Source organism: Kitasatospora sp. NPDC094016 (genome assembly GCF_040304045.1).
In the GTDB taxonomy this organism is placed as follows: domain Bacteria; phylum Actinomycetota; class Actinomycetes; order Streptomycetales; family Streptomycetaceae; genus Kitasatospora.
The window spans coordinates 199,140-215,421 of sequence record NZ_JBEOUK010000004.1 but is presented as its reverse complement, the minus strand read 5'-3'; the positions used below and the strand labels follow the sequence as shown (position 1 = coordinate 215,421).

Here is a 16,282-nt window from a genome sequence, read left to right as displayed (position 1 = left end):
CCAGTGGTACACACGTGCGATGAGAACCTTCCGGGCCGCCCGCCCACGGGTCCTGCTGACCGCCCTGGCGGCAGGCACCCTGCTCCTCACCTCCGCGTGCAACGACACCGCCAAGCCGTCCCAGGACCAGGCCGCCGGCGCCTCCGCGCCCGGCACCACGAGCCCCACGGCCACCCCGACGCCGACCCCGACGCCCAAGCCCACCGGCGAGGCCGACCCGGCCCTCCAGCCCTTCTACGGCCAGCAGATCGCCTGGGCCGACTGCCCGGCCGACCCCACGGCCGAGAAGCTCAAGATCGACGTATCCGGGATGCAGTGCGGCAAGCTGCACGTCCCGCTCGACTACGCCAACCCCGGCACCGACGCGATCGACCTCGCCCTGGTCAAGTACCCGGCCGCCAAGCCGGACCAGCGCATCGGCTCGCTGATGGTCAACCCGGGCGGCCCGGGCGAGTCCGGCGTCGGGATGGTCAAGTACGGCGCCAAGGACTACACCGGCACCCTGCACAACCGCTTCGACGTCATCGGCTTCGACCCGCGCGGCACCGGGGACAGCTCACCTGTCGTCTGCTACGACGACAAGCAGCGCGACGCCGCCGACCAGCAGGACGCCCCGCTCGACCTGGCGACCCGCAAGGCCGAGCACGTCAAGCAGGCCACCGAGCACGCCGCCGCCTGCCAGGCCAAGTCCGGCAGGCTGCTGCCGTTCGTCGGCACCCGCAACACCGCTCGCGACCTGGACGTGCTGCGCGCCGTCAGCGGCGACAAGAAGCTCAACTACCTCGGCATCTCCTACGGCACCTACCTCGGTTCGCTGTACGCCGAGGAGTTCCCGAAGAACACCGGCCGGCTCGTCCTGGACGGTGCCGTCGACCCCTCCCAGGACACCATGGACCACGGCGTCGACCAGCAGGTCGGCTTCGAGAAGTCCTTCGAGCGCTTCGCCGCCGACTGCGTGGAGAACCACGCCGACGAGTGCCCGCTCGGCAAGGACCCGGCCAAGGCCGCCAAGAAGGCCGCCGACTTCCTGGACGGGCTGTACGACCACCCGCTGACCGTCAAGGACGGCCGCAAGCTGGGCCGCGACCTGGCCTGGACCGGCACCATCCAGACGCTCTACGGCGACGAGAAGACCTCCTGGAAGTACCTGCGCGCCGCCCTGGGCTGGGCCATGGTGCGCGGCAAGGGCGACTACCTGATGAACTCCGCCGACGGCTACAACGGCCGCGACGAGAACGGCCACTACAGCCCGATGCAGGAGTCCAACGGCGCGATCAGCTGCGCCGACGCGGCCCGCCCGGCACCGACGCCGGAGCACGCCAAGCAGGCGGTGGACCGGCTGACCGCCGAGGCACCACTGCTGTCCAAGGGCACCACCGTGGACGACTACAGCGAGGCCGGCTGCGCCTACTGGCCGTTCAAGACCACGGAGAAGCCGCACACCATCCGGGCGGAGGGCGCCGCCCCGATCCTGGTGGTCGGCTCCACCGGCGACCCGGCCACCCCGTACGCCTCGGCCGAGGCGCTGGCCAAGGGCTTCGCCAGTGCCACCCTGCTCACCCGGGTCGGCGAGGGGCACGGGGCCTTCGGCAAGGGCAACGTCTGCATCGACCGGGCCCTGGAGGCCTACCTGACCGAGGGGACGATGCCGGCCGACGGAACCCGCTGCTCCTGAGGCAGGGGCCGGGCCAGCAGATGCCGGATTAACAGATGAATGCGGGGAGGGCGCTGACACAAAGATGTCAACGTCACAACTTGATAGCTCGTCCGGATGAATTCCGCGCGCGCCCTCCCCAACTGATGACCGCTCAACTACCTTTGAGGAGCTGCCCGACCGGCGCCGTGACGCCGCCCGCAGCCCCCATACTTCAGCTGCTCCACCCCACCCACTTCACCGGCACCTTCCCGCCCTCACGAGGAGGACCCGCTGGCCAGCGACGTCCCGCCACAGCGGCTCGATCCGAGCTCCGAGCCGACCCTCCTCGGGCTGCACCGCTTCAACGAAGCCGATGCCGGCGCCGCCGAGGAGGCCCTCCTGGCCTGCTGCGGCAGCCACCGCTGGGCCCTGCGGCTCACCGCGCACCGGCCCTACCCCGACATAGAGTCCCTGCTGGCCGCCGCCAGCGAGGCCTCCTACGACCTCCGCCCGGCCGACCTGGCCGAGGCGCTCGCCGACGAGAGCTGGATGCCACAACCGCTGCTCGGCATGCGGGCGCCGGGCAGCCAGGCCGCGCACACCGCGCTGCGGGCCGCCCACGCCGCGTACGAGGCCAGGTTCGGCCACGTCTTCGTGGTCTGCCTGGAGGGCGTAGCCCCGGAGGAGATGCTCGACACCGTGCTCTCCTCGATCCGCACCCGGCTGGCCAACGACCCGGACGAGGAGCGACTGATCGCGGCGGACGAGCTCCGCCGGATCGCCCTCACCCGGCTGGAGCACCTGGTCGCCACCCATTCGGAGGCCGGGGCCCGCTGAGCCTCCTCCCCCATCCCGCCCGCTACTTCTTCTTCGCCTGCGCGGCCCGCAGCTTGGCCACCTGCTGCCGGACGATCACCTCGTCCGGCGCGGCGGCCGGCTCGGCGGCGACCCCGAAGGTGGTGAACACCGCGAGCGCCGGCCCGATCCGGGCCAGCACCGCACGCCGCGAGAGCACCGCGCTCCCCGATTCATTCGTCAGGGTGAATCCGAGCGCGGCGTCCGCTCCCCCGGGGGTGGGCGTGTCCTCGCGGTTCAGCCGGTGCCCGGTCCGGATCGGCGCCTTCTTCCCCGGCTTCTCGGCCGGCGGCGCCGGGGCCATCGAGGTGAACGCGGCGCACGGGCCGAACAGCTTCTCCAGCTCCGCCTGGAGCACGGCCGCCCGCCCCGTCCGGTAGCCGAGCAGCCCGCCGTACACGCCGCCCCTGGGGTCGGCGGCCCGGGCCACGCTCAGGTCCGTCTCCGCGTACGGGTAGCCCGGGGCCGGCGAGGCCGAGGCGGCCGGGGTGGCCGGGGTCACCGTGTCCAGCAGCGGCTGGCGGGCCGGGACGTCGGCGACCTCCCGCCCCGCGCCCGCCCCGGTGTCGCCGTGGCCGGGCGTCATCACCGTCACCGTGTAGCCCGCCCCGAGGTCGGCGTCGACCACCGCGGCCGCCCGCAGCTCGGCCGCGGACAGCTCGCGGCCGGGCCCGGCCCGGTCCGCGGAGGAGCCGCCGACCGTGGCGCAGCCCGTGGCGAGCAGCAGCAGGGCCACGAGGGCGGCGGCGGCGGACGGTCGGACGGGGCGAAGCGGCACGGGGGCCTCGGAAGGGTGTCGGCGGCGGAGCGGGCCGCCACCGTAACGCAGTCGAGCCGTCACCCAGAGCGACCAAAGTGCCGCTGGTTCCCGTCCGGCTAGGCCAGTCGTGCCTGATTGATCACACCTGAGACCCCCGGAGGCGGTTCGCGACGCGGCGTCGATAGGATGCTGGCGGCCGGTGGACCGTACCTGGCCGGGCTGACCGACACCGAAGCCGGCCGAGCCCCCAATCGCTTCCGGAGGGTTTTTCCGTGCCGGCTGGAACGCTGTACCGCGGCCGGGAAGGCATGTGGAGCTGGGTGGCTCATCGAGTCACCGGCGTCCTCATCTTTTTCTTCCTGTTCGCCCATGTCCTGGACACCGCTCTGGTGCGAGTGTCGCCCGAGGCGTACGACACCGTCATTCAGACGTACAAGACTCCTCTCGTGAACCTGATGGAGTACGGCCTGGTGGCCGCCATCCTGTTCCACGCCCTCAACGGCCTGCGGGTCGTCGCCGTGGACTTCTGGTCCAAGGGCCCGAAGTACCAGAAGCAGATGCTCTGGACCGTCGTGGCGGTCTGGGTCGTGCTGATGGCCGGCTCCTTCTACGGGATCCTGCAGCACACGCTGATCTCCTGGTTCGGGAAGTGAGCTGACACATGTCCACGGAATACTCCGACGCGCTGGTCGTCCCCTCCGCGCAGGCGCACACCGGCAAGGGCCTCGGCACCGGCAACCCGGCCGACGCGTTCGTCATCGAGCCGCCGCGCAAGCGGACCCCGAAGACCCCGCGCCGCACCCGCACCAACTTCGAGATGCTGGCCTGGCTCTTCATGCGCCTGTCCGGCATCGTCCTCGTGGTCCTGATCCTCGGCCACCTGCTGATCATGCTGGTGCTCGACGGCGGCGTCTCCAAGATCGGCTTCGCCTTCGTGGCCGGCCGCTGGGCCTCGCCGTTCTGGCAGGTCTGGGACCTCACGATGCTCTGGCTCGCCATGCTCCACGGCGCCAACGGCATGCGGCAGGTCATCAACGACTACGCCGAGAAGGACTCGACCCGGCTCTGGCTGAAGGGGCTCATGGGTACCGCCACGGTCTTCACCGTGCTGCTCGGCACCCTGGTGATCTTCACCTTCGACCCCAACATCTGACGACAAAGCATCTAATCGGCAATCGGCAGAGGCCAGAGGCGAGTTAGAACCCCCATGCAGATTCACCAGTACGACACCGTCATCGTCGGCGCCGGCGGCGCCGGCATGCGCGCGGCCATCGAGTCGACGCAGCGCACCCGCACCGCCGTCCTGACCAAGCTCTACCCCACCCGGTCCCACACCGGCGCGGCCCAGGGCGGCATGTGCGCCGCCCTCGCCAACGTCGAGGAGGACAACTGGGAGTGGCACACCTTCGACACGGTCAAGGGTGGTGACTACCTGGTCGACCAGGACGCCGCCGAGATCATGTGCAAGGAGGCCATCGACGCCGTCCTCGACCTGGAGAAGATGGGCCTGCCCTTCTCCCGCACCGAGCAGGGCCGGATCGACCAGCGCCGCTTCGGCGGGCACTCCCGCAACCACGGTGAGGCCCCCGTCCGCCGCTCCTGCTACGCGGCCGACCGCACCGGTCACATGATCCTCCAGACGCTGTTCCAGAACTGCGTCAAGCACGGCGTCGAGTTCTTCAACGAGTTCTACGTCCTCGACCTGCTCATCAACGAGGGCAAGACGGCCGGCGTCGTCGCCTACGAGCTGGCCACCGGCGAGATCCACGTCTTCCAGGCCAAGTCCGTCGTGTTCGCCTCCGGCGGCACCGGCAAGTTCTTCAAGGTCTCCTCCAACGCCCACACCCTCACCGGTGACGGCCAGGCCCTGGTGTACCGCCGCGGCCTGCCGCTGGAGGACATGGAGTTCTTCCAGTTCCACCCGACCGGCATCTGGCGCATGGGCATCCTGCTCACCGAGGGCGCCCGCGGCGAGGGCGGCATCCTGCGCAACAAGGACGGCGAGCGCTTCATGGAGCGCTACGCCCCCGTCATGAAGGACCTCGCGTCCCGTGACGTCTGCTCCCGCGCGATCTACACCGAGATCCGCGAAGGCCGCGGCTGCGGTCCGGACGGCGACCACGTCTACCTGGACCTGACCCACCTGCCGCCGGAGCAGCTGGACGCCAAGCTCCCGGACATCACCGAGTTCGCCCGCACCTACCTCGGCATCGAGCCCTACACGGACCCGATCCCGATCCAGCCCACCGCGCACTACGCCATGGGCGGCATCCCGACCAACGTCGAGGGTGAGGTGCTGCGCAACAACACCGACGTCGTCCCGGGCCTGTACGCGGCCGGCGAGGTCGCCTGCGTGTCCGTGCACGGCGCCAACCGCCTGGGCACCAACTCGCTGCTGGACATCAACGTGTTCGGCCGTCGCGCGGGCATCGCCGCCGCCGACTACGCCAACGTGCACGAGTTCGTCGAGCTGCCCGAGAACCCGGCCGAGAAGGTCCAGACCCTGGTCGACGGCCTGCGCGAGGCCGCCGGCACCGAGTCCGTGGCGCAGATCCGCAAGGAGCTGCAGGAGACCATGGACGCCAACGCGATGGTGTACCGCACCGGCGCCACCCTGAAGCAGGCGGTCGAGGACATCGCCGCGCTGAAGGAGCGCTACAAGAACGTCTCCATCCAGGACAAGGGCTTCCGGTACAACACGGACCTCCTGGAGGCCGTCGAGCTGGGCAACCTGCTCGACCTGGCCGAGGTGCTGGCCGTCTCCGCGCTGGCCCGCGAGGAGTCGCGCGGCGGCCACTACCGCGAGGACTTCCCGACCCGTGACGACGTGAAGTTCATGCAGCACACCATGGCGTACCAGGAGGTGGCCGCCGACGGCAGCACCTCCATCCGCCTCGACTACAAGCCGGTCGTCACGACCCGCTACCAGCCGATGGAGCGTAAGTACTGATGAGCACTCCTACCGTGGAGAAGCACTCGGCCGCTCTGGACGCGGTCGAGGCGGGCGGCGTCGAGCTGATCACCGTCACCTTCCGGATCCGCCGGTTCAACCCGGAGGAGCACCCGGACCCGGTGTGGGTCGACTACCAGCTGACGCTGGACCCGAAGGAGCGCGTCCTGGACGCGCTCAACAAGATCAAGTGGGAGCAGGACGGCACCCTCACCTACCGCCGTTCCTGCGCGCACGGCATCTGCGGCTCCGACGCCATGCGGATCAACGGCCGCAACCGGCTGGCGTGCAAGACCCTGATCAAGGACGTCAACCCGGAGAAGCCGATCACGATCGAGGCCATCAAGGGCCTCACGGTCCTCAAGGACCTGGTCGTGGACATGGACCCGTTCTTCCAGGCGTACAAGGACGTCATGCCGTTCCTCATCACCGAGGGGAACGACCCGACCCGCGAGCGCCTGCAGTCCGCCGAGGAGCGCGAGCGCTTCGACGACACCACCAAGTGCATCCTGTGCGCCGCGTGCACGTCGTCCTGCCCGGTGTTCTGGAACGACGGCCAGTACTTCGGCCCGGCCGCGATCGTGAACGCGCACCGCTTCATCTTCGACTCGCGCGACGAGGGCGCCGAGCAGCGCCTGGAGATCCTCAACGACCGTGAGGGCGTGTGGCGCTGCCGCACCACCTTCAACTGCTCCGAGGCCTGCCCGCGTGGCATCGAGGTCACCAAGGCGATCCAGGAAGTGAAGCGGGCGCTGGTCACCCGCCGCTTCTGATCTCCGTCTGACACCGCGAAGGCCCCCGCCCGATCATCCGATCGGACGGGGGCCTTCGCCGTGGGCTCAGCGCAGCGCGCCGAGGTCCTTCGGGGCGGACCAGCCGCTGAAGGTCACCAGGTGCCGGTCGGCGGTCACGGCCCACAGGTCCGGCGCGCCGTCCCCGTCACCGTCACCCGAGCTGCCGAGGGTCGGGTAGGCGGCGGTGGTGAAGCCGGTGGCGACCACGTTCGCCTTCGGGTCCGCGAGCGCGGAGAAGTCGAAGGTGCCGTCAGCCTTCTTCGGGACCGGGTAGGCGTGCAGGTCACCGGTCGCCCGGTCGCGCGCCCACAGGGCGAGGTTGCCGGCGGCGTCCGGGCCGGGGGCGATCAGGTCGTAGCCGGCCCAGTCGCCGGTGGTGGTGAGCTGACGGGCGCTCTCCAGCTCGTACGAGAAGCCGGGGTCGGCGAACAGCCAGAGGTTACCCTCCTCGACGGTCACCAGTGAGGAGACCGTCGAGTCGTTCAAGGAACCGATCAGGGCCAGCTGATCGGCCTTGCGCCAGTCGGATGCGTAGCCCCCGGGGCAGGAGGTCGCCGTACCGGAGGCGTTCTGGCAAGCCTTCGGCCGGGCGACCGAGCGCAGGCCTCCGGTGAAGGAGCCGTAGTCCTGGTTGCTGGAGAAGTACAGCGCCCGGGATCCGCCCTCGTGCATCAGCAGGTCGTCCATCGGCGCGTGGGAGTCGTCCCAGCCCCGGTGCACCACCTGGACGTTGGTCCAGGAATTCCGGTTGGGCGACCAGTTGGCCGGGATCGTCGCGGTCGGGACGGTGCTCGCCGAGCCGCCGCTGATGATCTGGAGGTTGCCTGCGGAGTCCGGAAGCAGGATGTCCGGAACACCGTCGCCGTCGACGTCGCCGAGGGCCTGCGGCGGGTTCGGGTTCGAGGGGGCGTAGAAGGTGTAGGACGCCCCGCCGACGTTGCCCGCCTTGTCCATCACCTGGACGTTGAGGATGTTGGTCCCCCAGTTCAGGACCTTGAGGTCGACCGTCACCGTGCCGTCGGCGCCCGGCTTGACGGCATCGGACGAGTCGCAGCCGCCGACACCGAGGTTGCCGAAGCCGTACCGGACGCAGGCGACACCGGAGGCCTTCCCGCCGGCCGGGGCCGGGTCGGCGGTCGTGAGGACGAAGGCCCCCTTCTGGCCCGCGTACTTGGTGGCGGTGCCGCCCGCCGGGAAGTCGGGCGAGGAGACCGTGACGGTCGGGCTCGTGGTGTCCACCCGGAAGTGGCAGTCCGCCGACGGGGCGGAGGTCTGCTGGTCCTGCACGGCCCAGGCGTGCCACGCGTAGCCGTGCCCGTCCACCAGGCCGGGGACGGCGACCTTGGCCTGCTGGCCGTACGCCTGGACCGCTCCGGTGAACACCGGGTCCTGGGCGCCCGTGGTCTCGTCCCAGACGCCGAACCGGGCACCGGTGCCGGTGACCTTGGCGTTGAGCGTCGGGCCGTTCGTGGTCCGTCCGACCCAGCTCGGGTCGGTGGTCGAGTCGCAGGCGTCGGCGCGGTAGTCGGTGCCCTGGCTGGTGCCGAGGACGGCCGGCGCGGTGTCGGCGGCGAAGGCGCCGGGCGCGGTGAGCAGGCCTGCCGCGATCGCGGCCGCCGTCACCCCGCCGAGTCTGCGGGCATGCCGAAGTGTCATGGAAGTACCCCACCCCTTTGATCGAGAGATCCCGTTACGTGTACGAGCGGTGAGGATCTTTCCAGTGGGGACCGACAGCGGCAACGGAGATTCAGTCGGTGGCCGGGGTGCGGCGGGTGGCGCGGAGGCCGCGCAGGCCGATGGCGCCGACGGCGATGCCGAGGAGGAAGGAGGTGACGGCGAGGAGGAGGTGGATCCAGAAGAAGGCGGTGGGCTGGGAGTGGTCGCCGTTGGTGAAGGCCTGGCCGCCGGAGTCCTTCCAGAGGTTCTTGACGAAGGTGGTCCAGATGATGATCGACCAGACGCCGAAGGCGGTCAGGAACCAGGAGGTGCGGCGGCTGAGCTTCATGGGGGTCCTCGTCGGGGGTGTGGTGGCGGGGTGCGTCCCCCAGTATGCGCGGACCGCCGATCGGCGTAGGGCGGGCCCCTCATACGGAGGACCGGCCCGGTGTGGCGCACAGCGGATGCCGCGAAGTGGGTACGGTCTGCGCGTGTCCACACGTCGTCAGAAATTCGCGCATCTGTTCGTCGCGACCGCCGCGGTCCTCCCGGCCCTGCTCGCCGCCCCCGGGGCGGTCGCAGCCCCGCAGGAGCCGCCGCCGGCCGCCCCCTCGGTCGGCGGCGAGCGGCTCGGGCGCTCCGGCGTCCAGGTCTCCCCGCTGGCCGGAGCCCCGGCCCTGCCGAGGGACCTCACCGGCCAGTCCTGGATAGTCTCCGACGCCACGTCGGGCGACGTGCTGGCGGCCAGCAACCCGCACCTGCGGCTCGCCCCGGCCAGCACTCTGAAGATCCTCTTCGCCGACACCGTGCTGCCCAAGTTCGACCGCAACACGGTGCACAAGGTCGCCGACGAGGAGATCCTCGGGCTCGGTGACGGCAGCAGCCTGGTCGGCATCAAGGAGAACCTGGACTACCGGGTCGAGGACCTGTGGCGCGGGGTGTTCCTGAGCTCGGGCAACGACGCCGTGCACGTCCTGGCGCACATGAACGGCGGCGTGGAGCAGACCGTCACCGAGATGCAGTCCCGCGCCGACGCCCTCCAGGCCCGGGACACCCGGGTGATCTCCCCGGACGGCTACGACATGGACGGGCAGCTCTCCTCGGCCTACGACCTGTCGCTGTTCGCCCGGGCCGGCCTTCGCAACCCCGACTTCCGGATGTACTGCGCCACCCGGGAGGCGCAGTTCCCGGGCGCGGTGGACAAGATCACCGGCCAGCGCGGCAGTTTCGGGATCGCCAACACGGACCGCCTGCTGGGCAAGTACCCCGGCCTGATCGGCGTGAAGAACGGTTTCACCACCAACGCCGGCTCGACCTTCGTCGGTGCCGCCGAGCGCAACGGCCGCACCCTGCTGGTGACCGTGATGCACCCGGACAGCTACCAGAAGGTCTACGACGAGACCGCGGCCCTGCTGGACTGGGGTTTCGCGGCGGCCGGCAAGGTGCAGCCGGTCGGCAAGCTGGTCGACGAGCTCCCGCCGGACGGCGAGCCCTCCGGCCAGGCCGGCGGCGCCGCCGGCGCGCCCCCGCCGCACTCCACCCCCGCCACCCGGCCCGGCACCGCCCCCACCGCCGCCCCGGCCGCCGCCGAGGACGACGGGCTCGGCGTCGGCGGCTGGCTGGCCGTCGCGCTGGTGACGGCCGTGGCCGGCTACGGGGTGCTGGTCCTGCGGCGCGGCCGCCGCGGGCCGGCCGGCTGGTGACCGTCGGCCGGACGGCCGGACGGACGGCCCGGTCTCAGGGTTTCTCCTGGGGCCGGGCCGCCGTCGTGCCCGCGGCCGCCTCCGCCTCGTCGGCCGCCGCCAGCAGCGCCCGGGCGTGCTCCCGGGTGCGCTCCCGGGCGGCCACCGGATCGGCCATCGCCGTCCAGGCCACGCAGTACATCAGCAGCCGGGAGACGAAGTTGATCCACAGCAGCAGCGCCACCGGCACGCCGAAGGCCCCGTACAGGCTCTTCCCGGCGACGGAGCCGAGGTAGGAGGCGAGCAGGACCTTCAGCAGCTCGAAGCCGACCGCGCCGATCAGCGCGCCCTGCAGCACGTCGCGCCGGCGCTGGCCGCGGATCCCGGGGAACGGCGCCAGCAGGTAGGCGAAGAGCAGCGTGTCGCACGCTATGGCGATGAGCACGCCGACCCCGGTCAGCAGGTAGCCGCTGCGCAGGCCGGTCCAGTCGGCGATCCGCCCGGCCAGCGTCGTCCCGGCGGTGGAGGCGCCCACCGAGATCAGCGACACCACACCGAGGCCGCCCAGCACCGCGCAGTCCCGGCCCTTGCGCAGCACCACGTTGGTGTCGTCGTCGGGCAGCTGCCAGACGTCCCGGACCGAGGTGCGCATGGTGTCCACCCAGCCGAGGCCGGAGACCAGCAGCAGCGCCCCGCTGACCAGTCCGACGGCGCCCGCGTTGGCCACCAGGGACGGCAGGTTGAGCGCCTCCGAGATGCCCGGCAGCTGGTCGGAGATGTGCTTCTGCAGGTCCGCCACCTGGCTGCTGCTGAGCGTCGAGACGGCGATCGCCAGGCCCACCGTGAGCAGCGGGAACAGGGCGAGGAAGCCGAAGAAGGTGACCGCACCGGCCAGCCGGTTGCCCCGGGCGGCGGAGAAGTACTCGTACACCCGGTACGGGCGGCTGCGCAGCACCCACGTGACGAGCGGGCCGATGACCGGGAGGCGGGTCAGGAAGTCCACCCGACCGGTTATACCGGTCCTTCCTCCGAATGGCCGTCAGACTCGGCGCAGACTCTAGCGTTTCACCAGGCGGCGGGCCCGGGCGAGGGCGCGGACGGTCTGGTAGGCGCCGTAGCGGCCGTGGCTGAGCAGTTCGGTGCGCACGCCGTCCACGCCGGGCGGCGGGCGGTAGCCGGCCGGCCGGAGCCGGGCGCAGTGGGCGGCGGCGCGGCGGAAGTACTCGCGGCGGTCGCCGGGCGGGACCCGGCCAGGCTTGGAGACGACGGTGTTGAGGTGGTGCAGCATCCGGCCGTAGACGACCGGGCGCCAGTGGTCGAGGTCGGGGCGGCGGTCCAGGAAGGCGAAGACCAGGTCGTACTGGGCGAAGACGTCGAAGTGCTTGCGGCTGGCGGTGGCCAGGATGTTGCCGCCCTCCTGGCGCTGGCGGTAGTGCACGCCGACCTCGTCGAGCAGGGTGATCCGGGCCGCGGCGAGCAGCGCCGGGTACGTCCAGGGGGTGTCCTCGTAGTAGCCGGCCGGGAAGACCAGCTGCTGGGCGGTGACGAAGTCGCGGCGGTAGGCCTTGTTCCAGACCACCTGGAGCAGGTCGAGCAGGTCGGGGCGGGCGGCGAGGTCGAAGACGTCCGGGGAGGCGGCGCCGAACACGTGGGCGGAGGCGGCCCGGGTGATCCGGCCGTCGGCGTAGGTGCGGGCGTAGTCGTAGACCAGGACGTCCGGGTCGCCGGTGGCGGCGAGCCGGTCGTCGACGCTCTTGAGCAGCTGGGGGGTGAGCGTGTCGTCGCTGTCGAGGAAGATCACGTAGTCCCCGGTGGCGACCTCCAGGCCGGCGTTGCGGGCCCGGCCGAGGCCGACGTTCTCAGGCAGGTGCAGCACCCGGATCCGCGGGTCGGCGGCGGCGGCCTCGTCGAGCATCGGGCCGCAGCCGTCCGGGGAGCGGTCGTCCACCGCGATCAGTTCGAGGTCGGGGCCGCCCTGGCCGAGCACCGAGTCGAGACACTCGGCGAGGTAGTCCTCAACCTGGTACACGGGGACGATCACGCTGAAGCGGGGCACGGGCCCAGCGTAGTGGCCCCGAAGGGCCCCATGGCCCGGAGGTAGGATCGGTGCGCACGTACGCACCGATCCAAAGTGCGGTCAGGCCCTCACCGGGCTGCCACGCTCCTTCCCGAGAAAGGCCTGCGTAGCCGATGGCTCCCCGCCTCTCCATCGTCGTTCCGATCTACAACGTCGAGCGTTACCTGGTCGAATGCCTCGACTCGATCGCCGCCCAGACCTTCACGGACTTCGAGTGCGTCATGGTCGACGACGGTTCGAAGGACGACAGCGCGGCCCTCGCCGAGGCGTACGCGGCCAAGGACTCGCGGTTCCGGCTGGTCCGCCAGGTGAACAAGGGCCTCGGCGCGGCCCGCAACACCGGCATCCGGCACATCGACCCGGACGCCGAGTTCCTGTGCTTCGTCGACAGTGACGACTCGATGCCGCCGAGCGCGTACGAGCTGATGATCAACACCCTGGACGAGACCGGCTCGGACTTCGCCACCGGCAACGTGCTGCGGTTCCGCGCGGTGGGCTACTACCAGTCCGGCGGGCACTCGAGGCCGTTCAGGGAGACCAAGCTCAAGACGCACATCACCGAGATCCCGGCGCTGGTCACCGACCGCACCGCGTGGAACAAGGTGTACCGCCGCTCCTTCTTCGACGCGGCCGGCATCCTCTACCCCGAGGGCATCCTGTACGAGGACGCGCCGGTCAGCGTGCCGCACCACTACCTCGCCAAGAGCGTGGACGTGCTCTGCGAGCCGATCTACCACTGGCGCGAGCGCGAGGTCGGCGAGATGTCGATCACCCAGATGCGCACCAACCCCAAGGGCCTGGTCGACCGCGTCACCTCGGTCGAGCTGGTCCGCGGCTGGCTGCGCAAGCAGACCGACCCGCGCTTCGCCCAGTACCTGCGCTCCTACGACGAGAACACCCTCGTCGAGGAGATCCCGATGTTCTTCTGGTCCGTCGTGGACGGCGACAAGGAGTACCGGGACGCCTACATCAAGAACGTCAGCCGGCTGCTGCGGGCGATCGGCCCCGAGCAGGTCCGCAAGCTGCGGGCGCCGCTGCGGCTCAAGTACCACCTGACCCTCCAGGGCCGGATCGACGAGTTCGTCGAGCAGATCAAGTACGAGGGCGAGAGCAACGGCGGTGTCCAGGCCCGCGGTCTGCTGCGCCCGTACGCCGACTACCCGTTCCTGCGCGGCGGTCGCAAGAGCGTGCCGTCCGGCGTGCTCAAGCTGGACAACTCGCTGGTCATGCGCAGCCGGCTGTACGAGACGGCCTGGGTCGGCGGGCGGCTGCAGCTGACCGGGCACGCGTACCCGGAGCAGCTGGGCGCGGCCGGCAAGCACGACATGGTCCGCACCCTGGTGCTGCGCGAGGCCAAGGGCCGCCGGGTGATCGCGGTGCCGATGAAGACCCAGTACAGCCCCGAGGCCACCGCCAGCTGCCACCACGACCTGTACAGCTGCGACTGGGCCGGCTTCACCGTCGGCATCGACCCGAAGAAGCTCAAGCACCGCGGCCAGTGGAAGGACGGCAACTGGCGCGTCCTGGTGGCCGGCGCGGGCAAGGGCGGCGTCTACAAGGGCCGGGTCTGGGCCGGCTGGAGCGACACCGCGCAGTACATCCCGGCGCACTGGGTCGAGCCGGACGTGCGGATCGTGCCGTGGGTCCGGGACGGCTCCGTCTACCTGCGGGTGGAGACGGTCAAGGCCCGGGTGACCGGCCTGGCTTCGCACGGCGGCCGGGTCGAGGTGTCGGGCGCGGCCCGCTCCGGCTCCAGCTTCGCCGGGGCCCGGCTGCGGCTCACCCACGTCGAGTCCGACCGCGAGCTGGCCTTCCCGCTGGAGCTGGGCGCGCCGGTCGGCAGCCTGCAGCCGTTCAGCGTGTCCTTCCCGGTGGCCGAGCTGACCGCCGTCCGCGAGGCCTGGGCCGAGCTGGACCCGGTGGCCGCCGAGCGCGGCCGTGACCGCTGGGACACCGCGCTGCTGCTGGCCGACGGCAGCACCGTCCCGGTGACCTGGGACGACCGCAACGCCCCGGCGCAGCTGCACCTGCCGCTCAACCCGGACGCCCCGGCCGACCGGCGCCGGGCGCTCTACTCCAAGCCCTCCCCCAGCGGGTACCTGCAGTTCTCCGACCAGCTGCTGCAGCCGGTGGTGGACGAGGTCTCCGCCCGCGGCGCGGACGGCTTCCTGCTCAGCGGTTCGTTCCCGCTGTCCGGTGCGCACCGCTGGGAGCTGGTGGTCCGCCACGACTGGCGCGAGGAGGAGCACGTCTACCCGGTGGAGATCGCGGACGGACGGTTCCGGACCGCGCTGCCCGCGGTGCCGACGGCCTCCTTCGCCGGCCGGGTGCCGCTCGCCCAGGGCACCTGGAACGTCTTCTTCCGCCCGGTCGGCGCCGTGGCCGAGGAGCTTCCGAGCTCGTACGCGCTGATCTCGCCGGACTGCTTCGGCGCGATGCCGCTGGAGGTGGAGTCCCGGGGCAAGCGCATCGTGCTGGAGCGCCGCCACCACGACGGCCTCTCCCTGGAGTCGCACTCGGCGCTGCTGCCGGAGGAGCGCAGCGGCTACCGGCTGCGCCAGCTGCGGTTCGTCGACTACCCGAACGCCCGCCGGCACCCGGTGCGCGACACCGTGCTGTACAACGTCGGCCTCGGCGGCCTGTACGCCGACTCGCCGCGGGCGGTCCACGAGGAGCTGGTCCGCCGCGGCCTGCCGCTGGAGCACCTGTGGGGCAGTGACGACCTCCAGGCCGATCTGCCGCAGTCGGCGAGCGCGATCCGGCTGTGGAGCCCGGAGTGGTTCGAGGCGCTGGCGACCGCCAAGTACATCGTCACCAGCACCCACCTGCCCGACTTCTTCGTCCGCCGCCCCGGCCAGGTGGTCCTGCAGACCTGGCACGGCAGCCCGCTGAAGCAGATCGGCCTCGATTTCGAGAAGGTCTGGTTCACGGATGCGAACTACCTGAAGGGCCTCGCCCGGGAGGTGCCGAGCTGGAGTCTGCTGGCGGCCGGCAACAGCTGGTCGGCCCCGATCCTGCGACGCGCGTTCGACTACAAGGGCGAGATCCTCGAAAGCGGTTCGCCGAAGAACGACCTGCTCTTCGCGGCCGACCGGGAGAAGACCGCCGAACAGGTGCGCGAAAGGCTCGGCCTGCCCGAGGGCAAGAAGGTCGTGCTCTACGCGCCGACCTGGCGCGAGGACCGGCGCCGGCCGAACGGCGGGTACCAGCTGGACCTGCGGCTCGACCTGGCGGCGGCCAAGGCCGCGCTCGGCGACGACCAGGTGCTGCTGGTGCGTCGGCACAGCATGATGTGCGGTCAGATCCCGGGCGCCGGCAACGGCTACATCTGGGACGTCGGCAGCTACCCCGACATGGCGGAGCTGCTGCTGATCGCCGACGTGCTGATCACCGACTACTCCGCGAGCGTGTTCGACTTCGCCGCGACCGGCAAGCCGATCCTGTTCTTCACCTACGACCTGGAGCACTACCGCGACAACCTGCGCGGCTTCAGCCTGAACTTCGAGGCGGAGGCGCCCGGCCCGCTGCTGGCCACCTCCGAGGAGCTGGTCGACGCGCTCGGCCGGGTCGGCGAGGTCGCGGCCGAGTACGCCGACAAGGCCGCCGCGTTCCGCACGGCGTACTGCGACCTGGACGACGGCAAGGCCTCCGCCCGGGTGGTCGACGCGATGCTCCGCGTGGAGTAGAACCGAGTAGCACGGGGGTGGCCAGAGGCATCCCCGGGAGCCCCGCAGAGGCGCCCGACGCGAACCGCGTCGGGCGCCTCCGTGCTTTCCTGGGAATTCCCTGACAATATCCACGGCCTTTGCCTGTGCATTGCACTCGAACTAGTGTTTTGTCGGTGAATTTCATAGGAAATTCTCTGGTCCACA

At 71.0% G+C, this 16,282-nt stretch carries 13 protein-coding genes; 8 read left to right on the top strand and 5 right to left on the bottom strand.

Translation table 11 applies throughout. From position 1 onward, the window contains the following. Nucleotides 1-19: 19 nt before the first annotated feature. A complete protein-coding gene (locus ABT015_RS06180; RefSeq protein ID WP_350877249.1) occupies nt 20-1,675 on the top strand; it encodes an alpha/beta hydrolase in 1,656 nt (551 codons plus the stop codon). 252 nt (nt 1,676-1,927) lie between these two features. Next, complete coding sequence (locus ABT015_RS06175; RefSeq protein ID WP_502897268.1) at nt 1,928-2,473, top strand: 2-oxo-4-hydroxy-4-carboxy-5-ureidoimidazoline decarboxylase; 546 nt, start codon at nt 1,928-1,930, stop codon at nt 2,471-2,473. 22 nt (nt 2,474-2,495) lie between these two features. On the opposite strand, the gene ABT015_RS06170 is transcribed toward ABT015_RS06175, so the two are convergent. Beyond that, entirely contained in the window at nt 2,496-3,269 is a 774-nt protein-coding gene (locus tag ABT015_RS06170; RefSeq protein WP_350877247.1) for a hypothetical protein, read from the bottom strand. Between the two features lie 254 nt (nt 3,270-3,523). Between ABT015_RS06170 and sdhC the strand changes: the two genes are divergently transcribed. Genes sdhC through ABT015_RS06150 form a run of 4 tightly spaced genes read left to right on the top strand, consistent with a single transcriptional unit; the run spans nt 3,524 to nt 6,974 of the window. Continuing rightward, nucleotides 3,524-3,904 (top strand): succinate dehydrogenase, cytochrome b556 subunit, encoded by a 381-nt coding sequence (gene sdhC / locus ABT015_RS06165; RefSeq protein WP_063349043.1) that lies wholly within the window; start codon nt 3,524-3,526, stop codon nt 3,902-3,904. An 8-nt stretch (nt 3,905-3,912) separates the two neighbouring features. Next, entirely contained in the window at nt 3,913-4,404 is a 492-nt protein-coding gene (locus tag ABT015_RS06160) for a succinate dehydrogenase hydrophobic membrane anchor subunit (protein ID WP_350877244.1), read from the top strand. A gap of 54 nt (nt 4,405-4,458) precedes the next feature. After that, nucleotides 4,459-6,201, top strand: coding sequence for a succinate dehydrogenase flavoprotein subunit (gene sdhA / locus ABT015_RS06155; protein WP_350877242.1), 1,743 nt, complete (start codon nt 4,459-4,461; stop codon nt 6,199-6,201). Then, the gene (locus ABT015_RS06150; RefSeq protein ID WP_350877240.1) at nt 6,201-6,974 is read left to right on the top strand and encodes a succinate dehydrogenase iron-sulfur subunit; all 774 of its coding nucleotides are present in this window, start codon (nt 6,201-6,203) and stop codon (nt 6,972-6,974) included. The genes sdhA and ABT015_RS06150 overlap by 1 nt, the downstream gene beginning before the upstream one ends. Nucleotides 6,975-7,040: 66 nt before the next feature. Here ABT015_RS06150 and ABT015_RS06145 read toward each other — a convergent pair whose 3' ends face one another. Both ABT015_RS06145 and ABT015_RS06140 read right to left on the bottom strand, forming a co-directional pair. Continuing rightward, nucleotides 7,041-8,651: a hypothetical protein gene (locus tag ABT015_RS06145; protein ID WP_350877238.1), complete on the bottom strand. Its 1,611-nt coding sequence runs from the start codon at nt 8,649-8,651 to the stop codon at nt 7,041-7,043. Nucleotides 8,652-8,742: 91 nt separating this feature from the next. Then, nucleotides 8,743-9,000, bottom strand: a complete 258-nt coding sequence (locus ABT015_RS06140) for an SCO4848 family membrane protein (RefSeq protein ID WP_063349038.1) — start codon at nt 8,998-9,000, stop codon at nt 8,743-8,745. Nucleotides 9,001-9,142: 142 nt separating this feature from the next. Here ABT015_RS06140 and ABT015_RS06135 point away from each other — a divergent pair, with 142 nt between their 5' ends. Then, entirely contained in the window at nt 9,143-10,354 is a 1,212-nt protein-coding gene (locus ABT015_RS06135; protein ID WP_350877236.1) for a D-alanyl-D-alanine carboxypeptidase family protein, read from the top strand. A 34-nt stretch (nt 10,355-10,388) separates the two neighbouring features. Here the strand turns inward: ABT015_RS06135 and ABT015_RS06130 are convergent, their stop codons facing one another. Together ABT015_RS06130 and ABT015_RS06125 are read right to left on the bottom strand one after the other, a co-directional pair. Beyond that, nucleotides 10,389-11,336, bottom strand: coding sequence for a YihY/virulence factor BrkB family protein (locus ABT015_RS06130; RefSeq protein WP_350877234.1), 948 nt, complete (start codon nt 11,334-11,336; stop codon nt 10,389-10,391). Nucleotides 11,337-11,390: 54 nt separating this feature from the next. Further along, nucleotides 11,391-12,389: a glycosyltransferase family 2 protein gene (locus ABT015_RS06125; protein ID WP_350877232.1), complete on the bottom strand. Its 999-nt coding sequence runs from the start codon at nt 12,387-12,389 to the stop codon at nt 11,391-11,393. Between the two features lie 134 nt (nt 12,390-12,523). On the opposite strand from ABT015_RS06125, the gene ABT015_RS06120 reads away from it, so the two are divergent. Beyond that, nucleotides 12,524-16,096 (top strand): bifunctional glycosyltransferase/CDP-glycerol:glycerophosphate glycerophosphotransferase, encoded by a 3,573-nt coding sequence (locus ABT015_RS06120; protein WP_350877230.1) that lies wholly within the window; start codon nt 12,524-12,526, stop codon nt 16,094-16,096. Nucleotides 16,097-16,282: the final 186 nt, after the last annotated feature.

What these genes read in the sequence shown, in the direction of transcription:
- ABT015_RS06150 (WP_350877240.1), top strand. Translation starts at nt 6,201, where the DNA reads ATGAGCACTCCTACCGTGGAGAAGCACTCGGCCGCTCTGGACGCGGTC.
- sdhA (WP_350877242.1), top strand. Translation starts at nt 4,459, where the DNA reads ATGCAGATTCACCAGTACGACACCGTCATCGTCGGCGCCGGCGGCGCC.
- ABT015_RS06160 (WP_350877244.1), top strand. Translation starts at nt 3,913, where the DNA reads ATGTCCACGGAATACTCCGACGCGCTGGTCGTCCCCTCCGCGCAGGCG.
- ABT015_RS06120 (WP_350877230.1), top strand. Translation starts at nt 12,524, where the DNA reads ATGGCTCCCCGCCTCTCCATCGTCGTTCCGATCTACAACGTCGAGCGT.
- ABT015_RS06180 (WP_350877249.1), top strand. Translation starts at nt 20, where the DNA reads ATGAGAACCTTCCGGGCCGCCCGCCCACGGGTCCTGCTGACCGCCCTG.
- ABT015_RS06140 (WP_063349038.1), bottom strand. Translation starts at nt 9,000, where the DNA reads ATGAAGCTCAGCCGCCGCACCTCCTGGTTCCTGACCGCCTTCGGCGTC.
- ABT015_RS06145 (WP_350877238.1), bottom strand. Translation starts at nt 8,651, where the DNA reads ATGACACTTCGGCATGCCCGCAGACTCGGCGGGGTGACGGCGGCCGCG.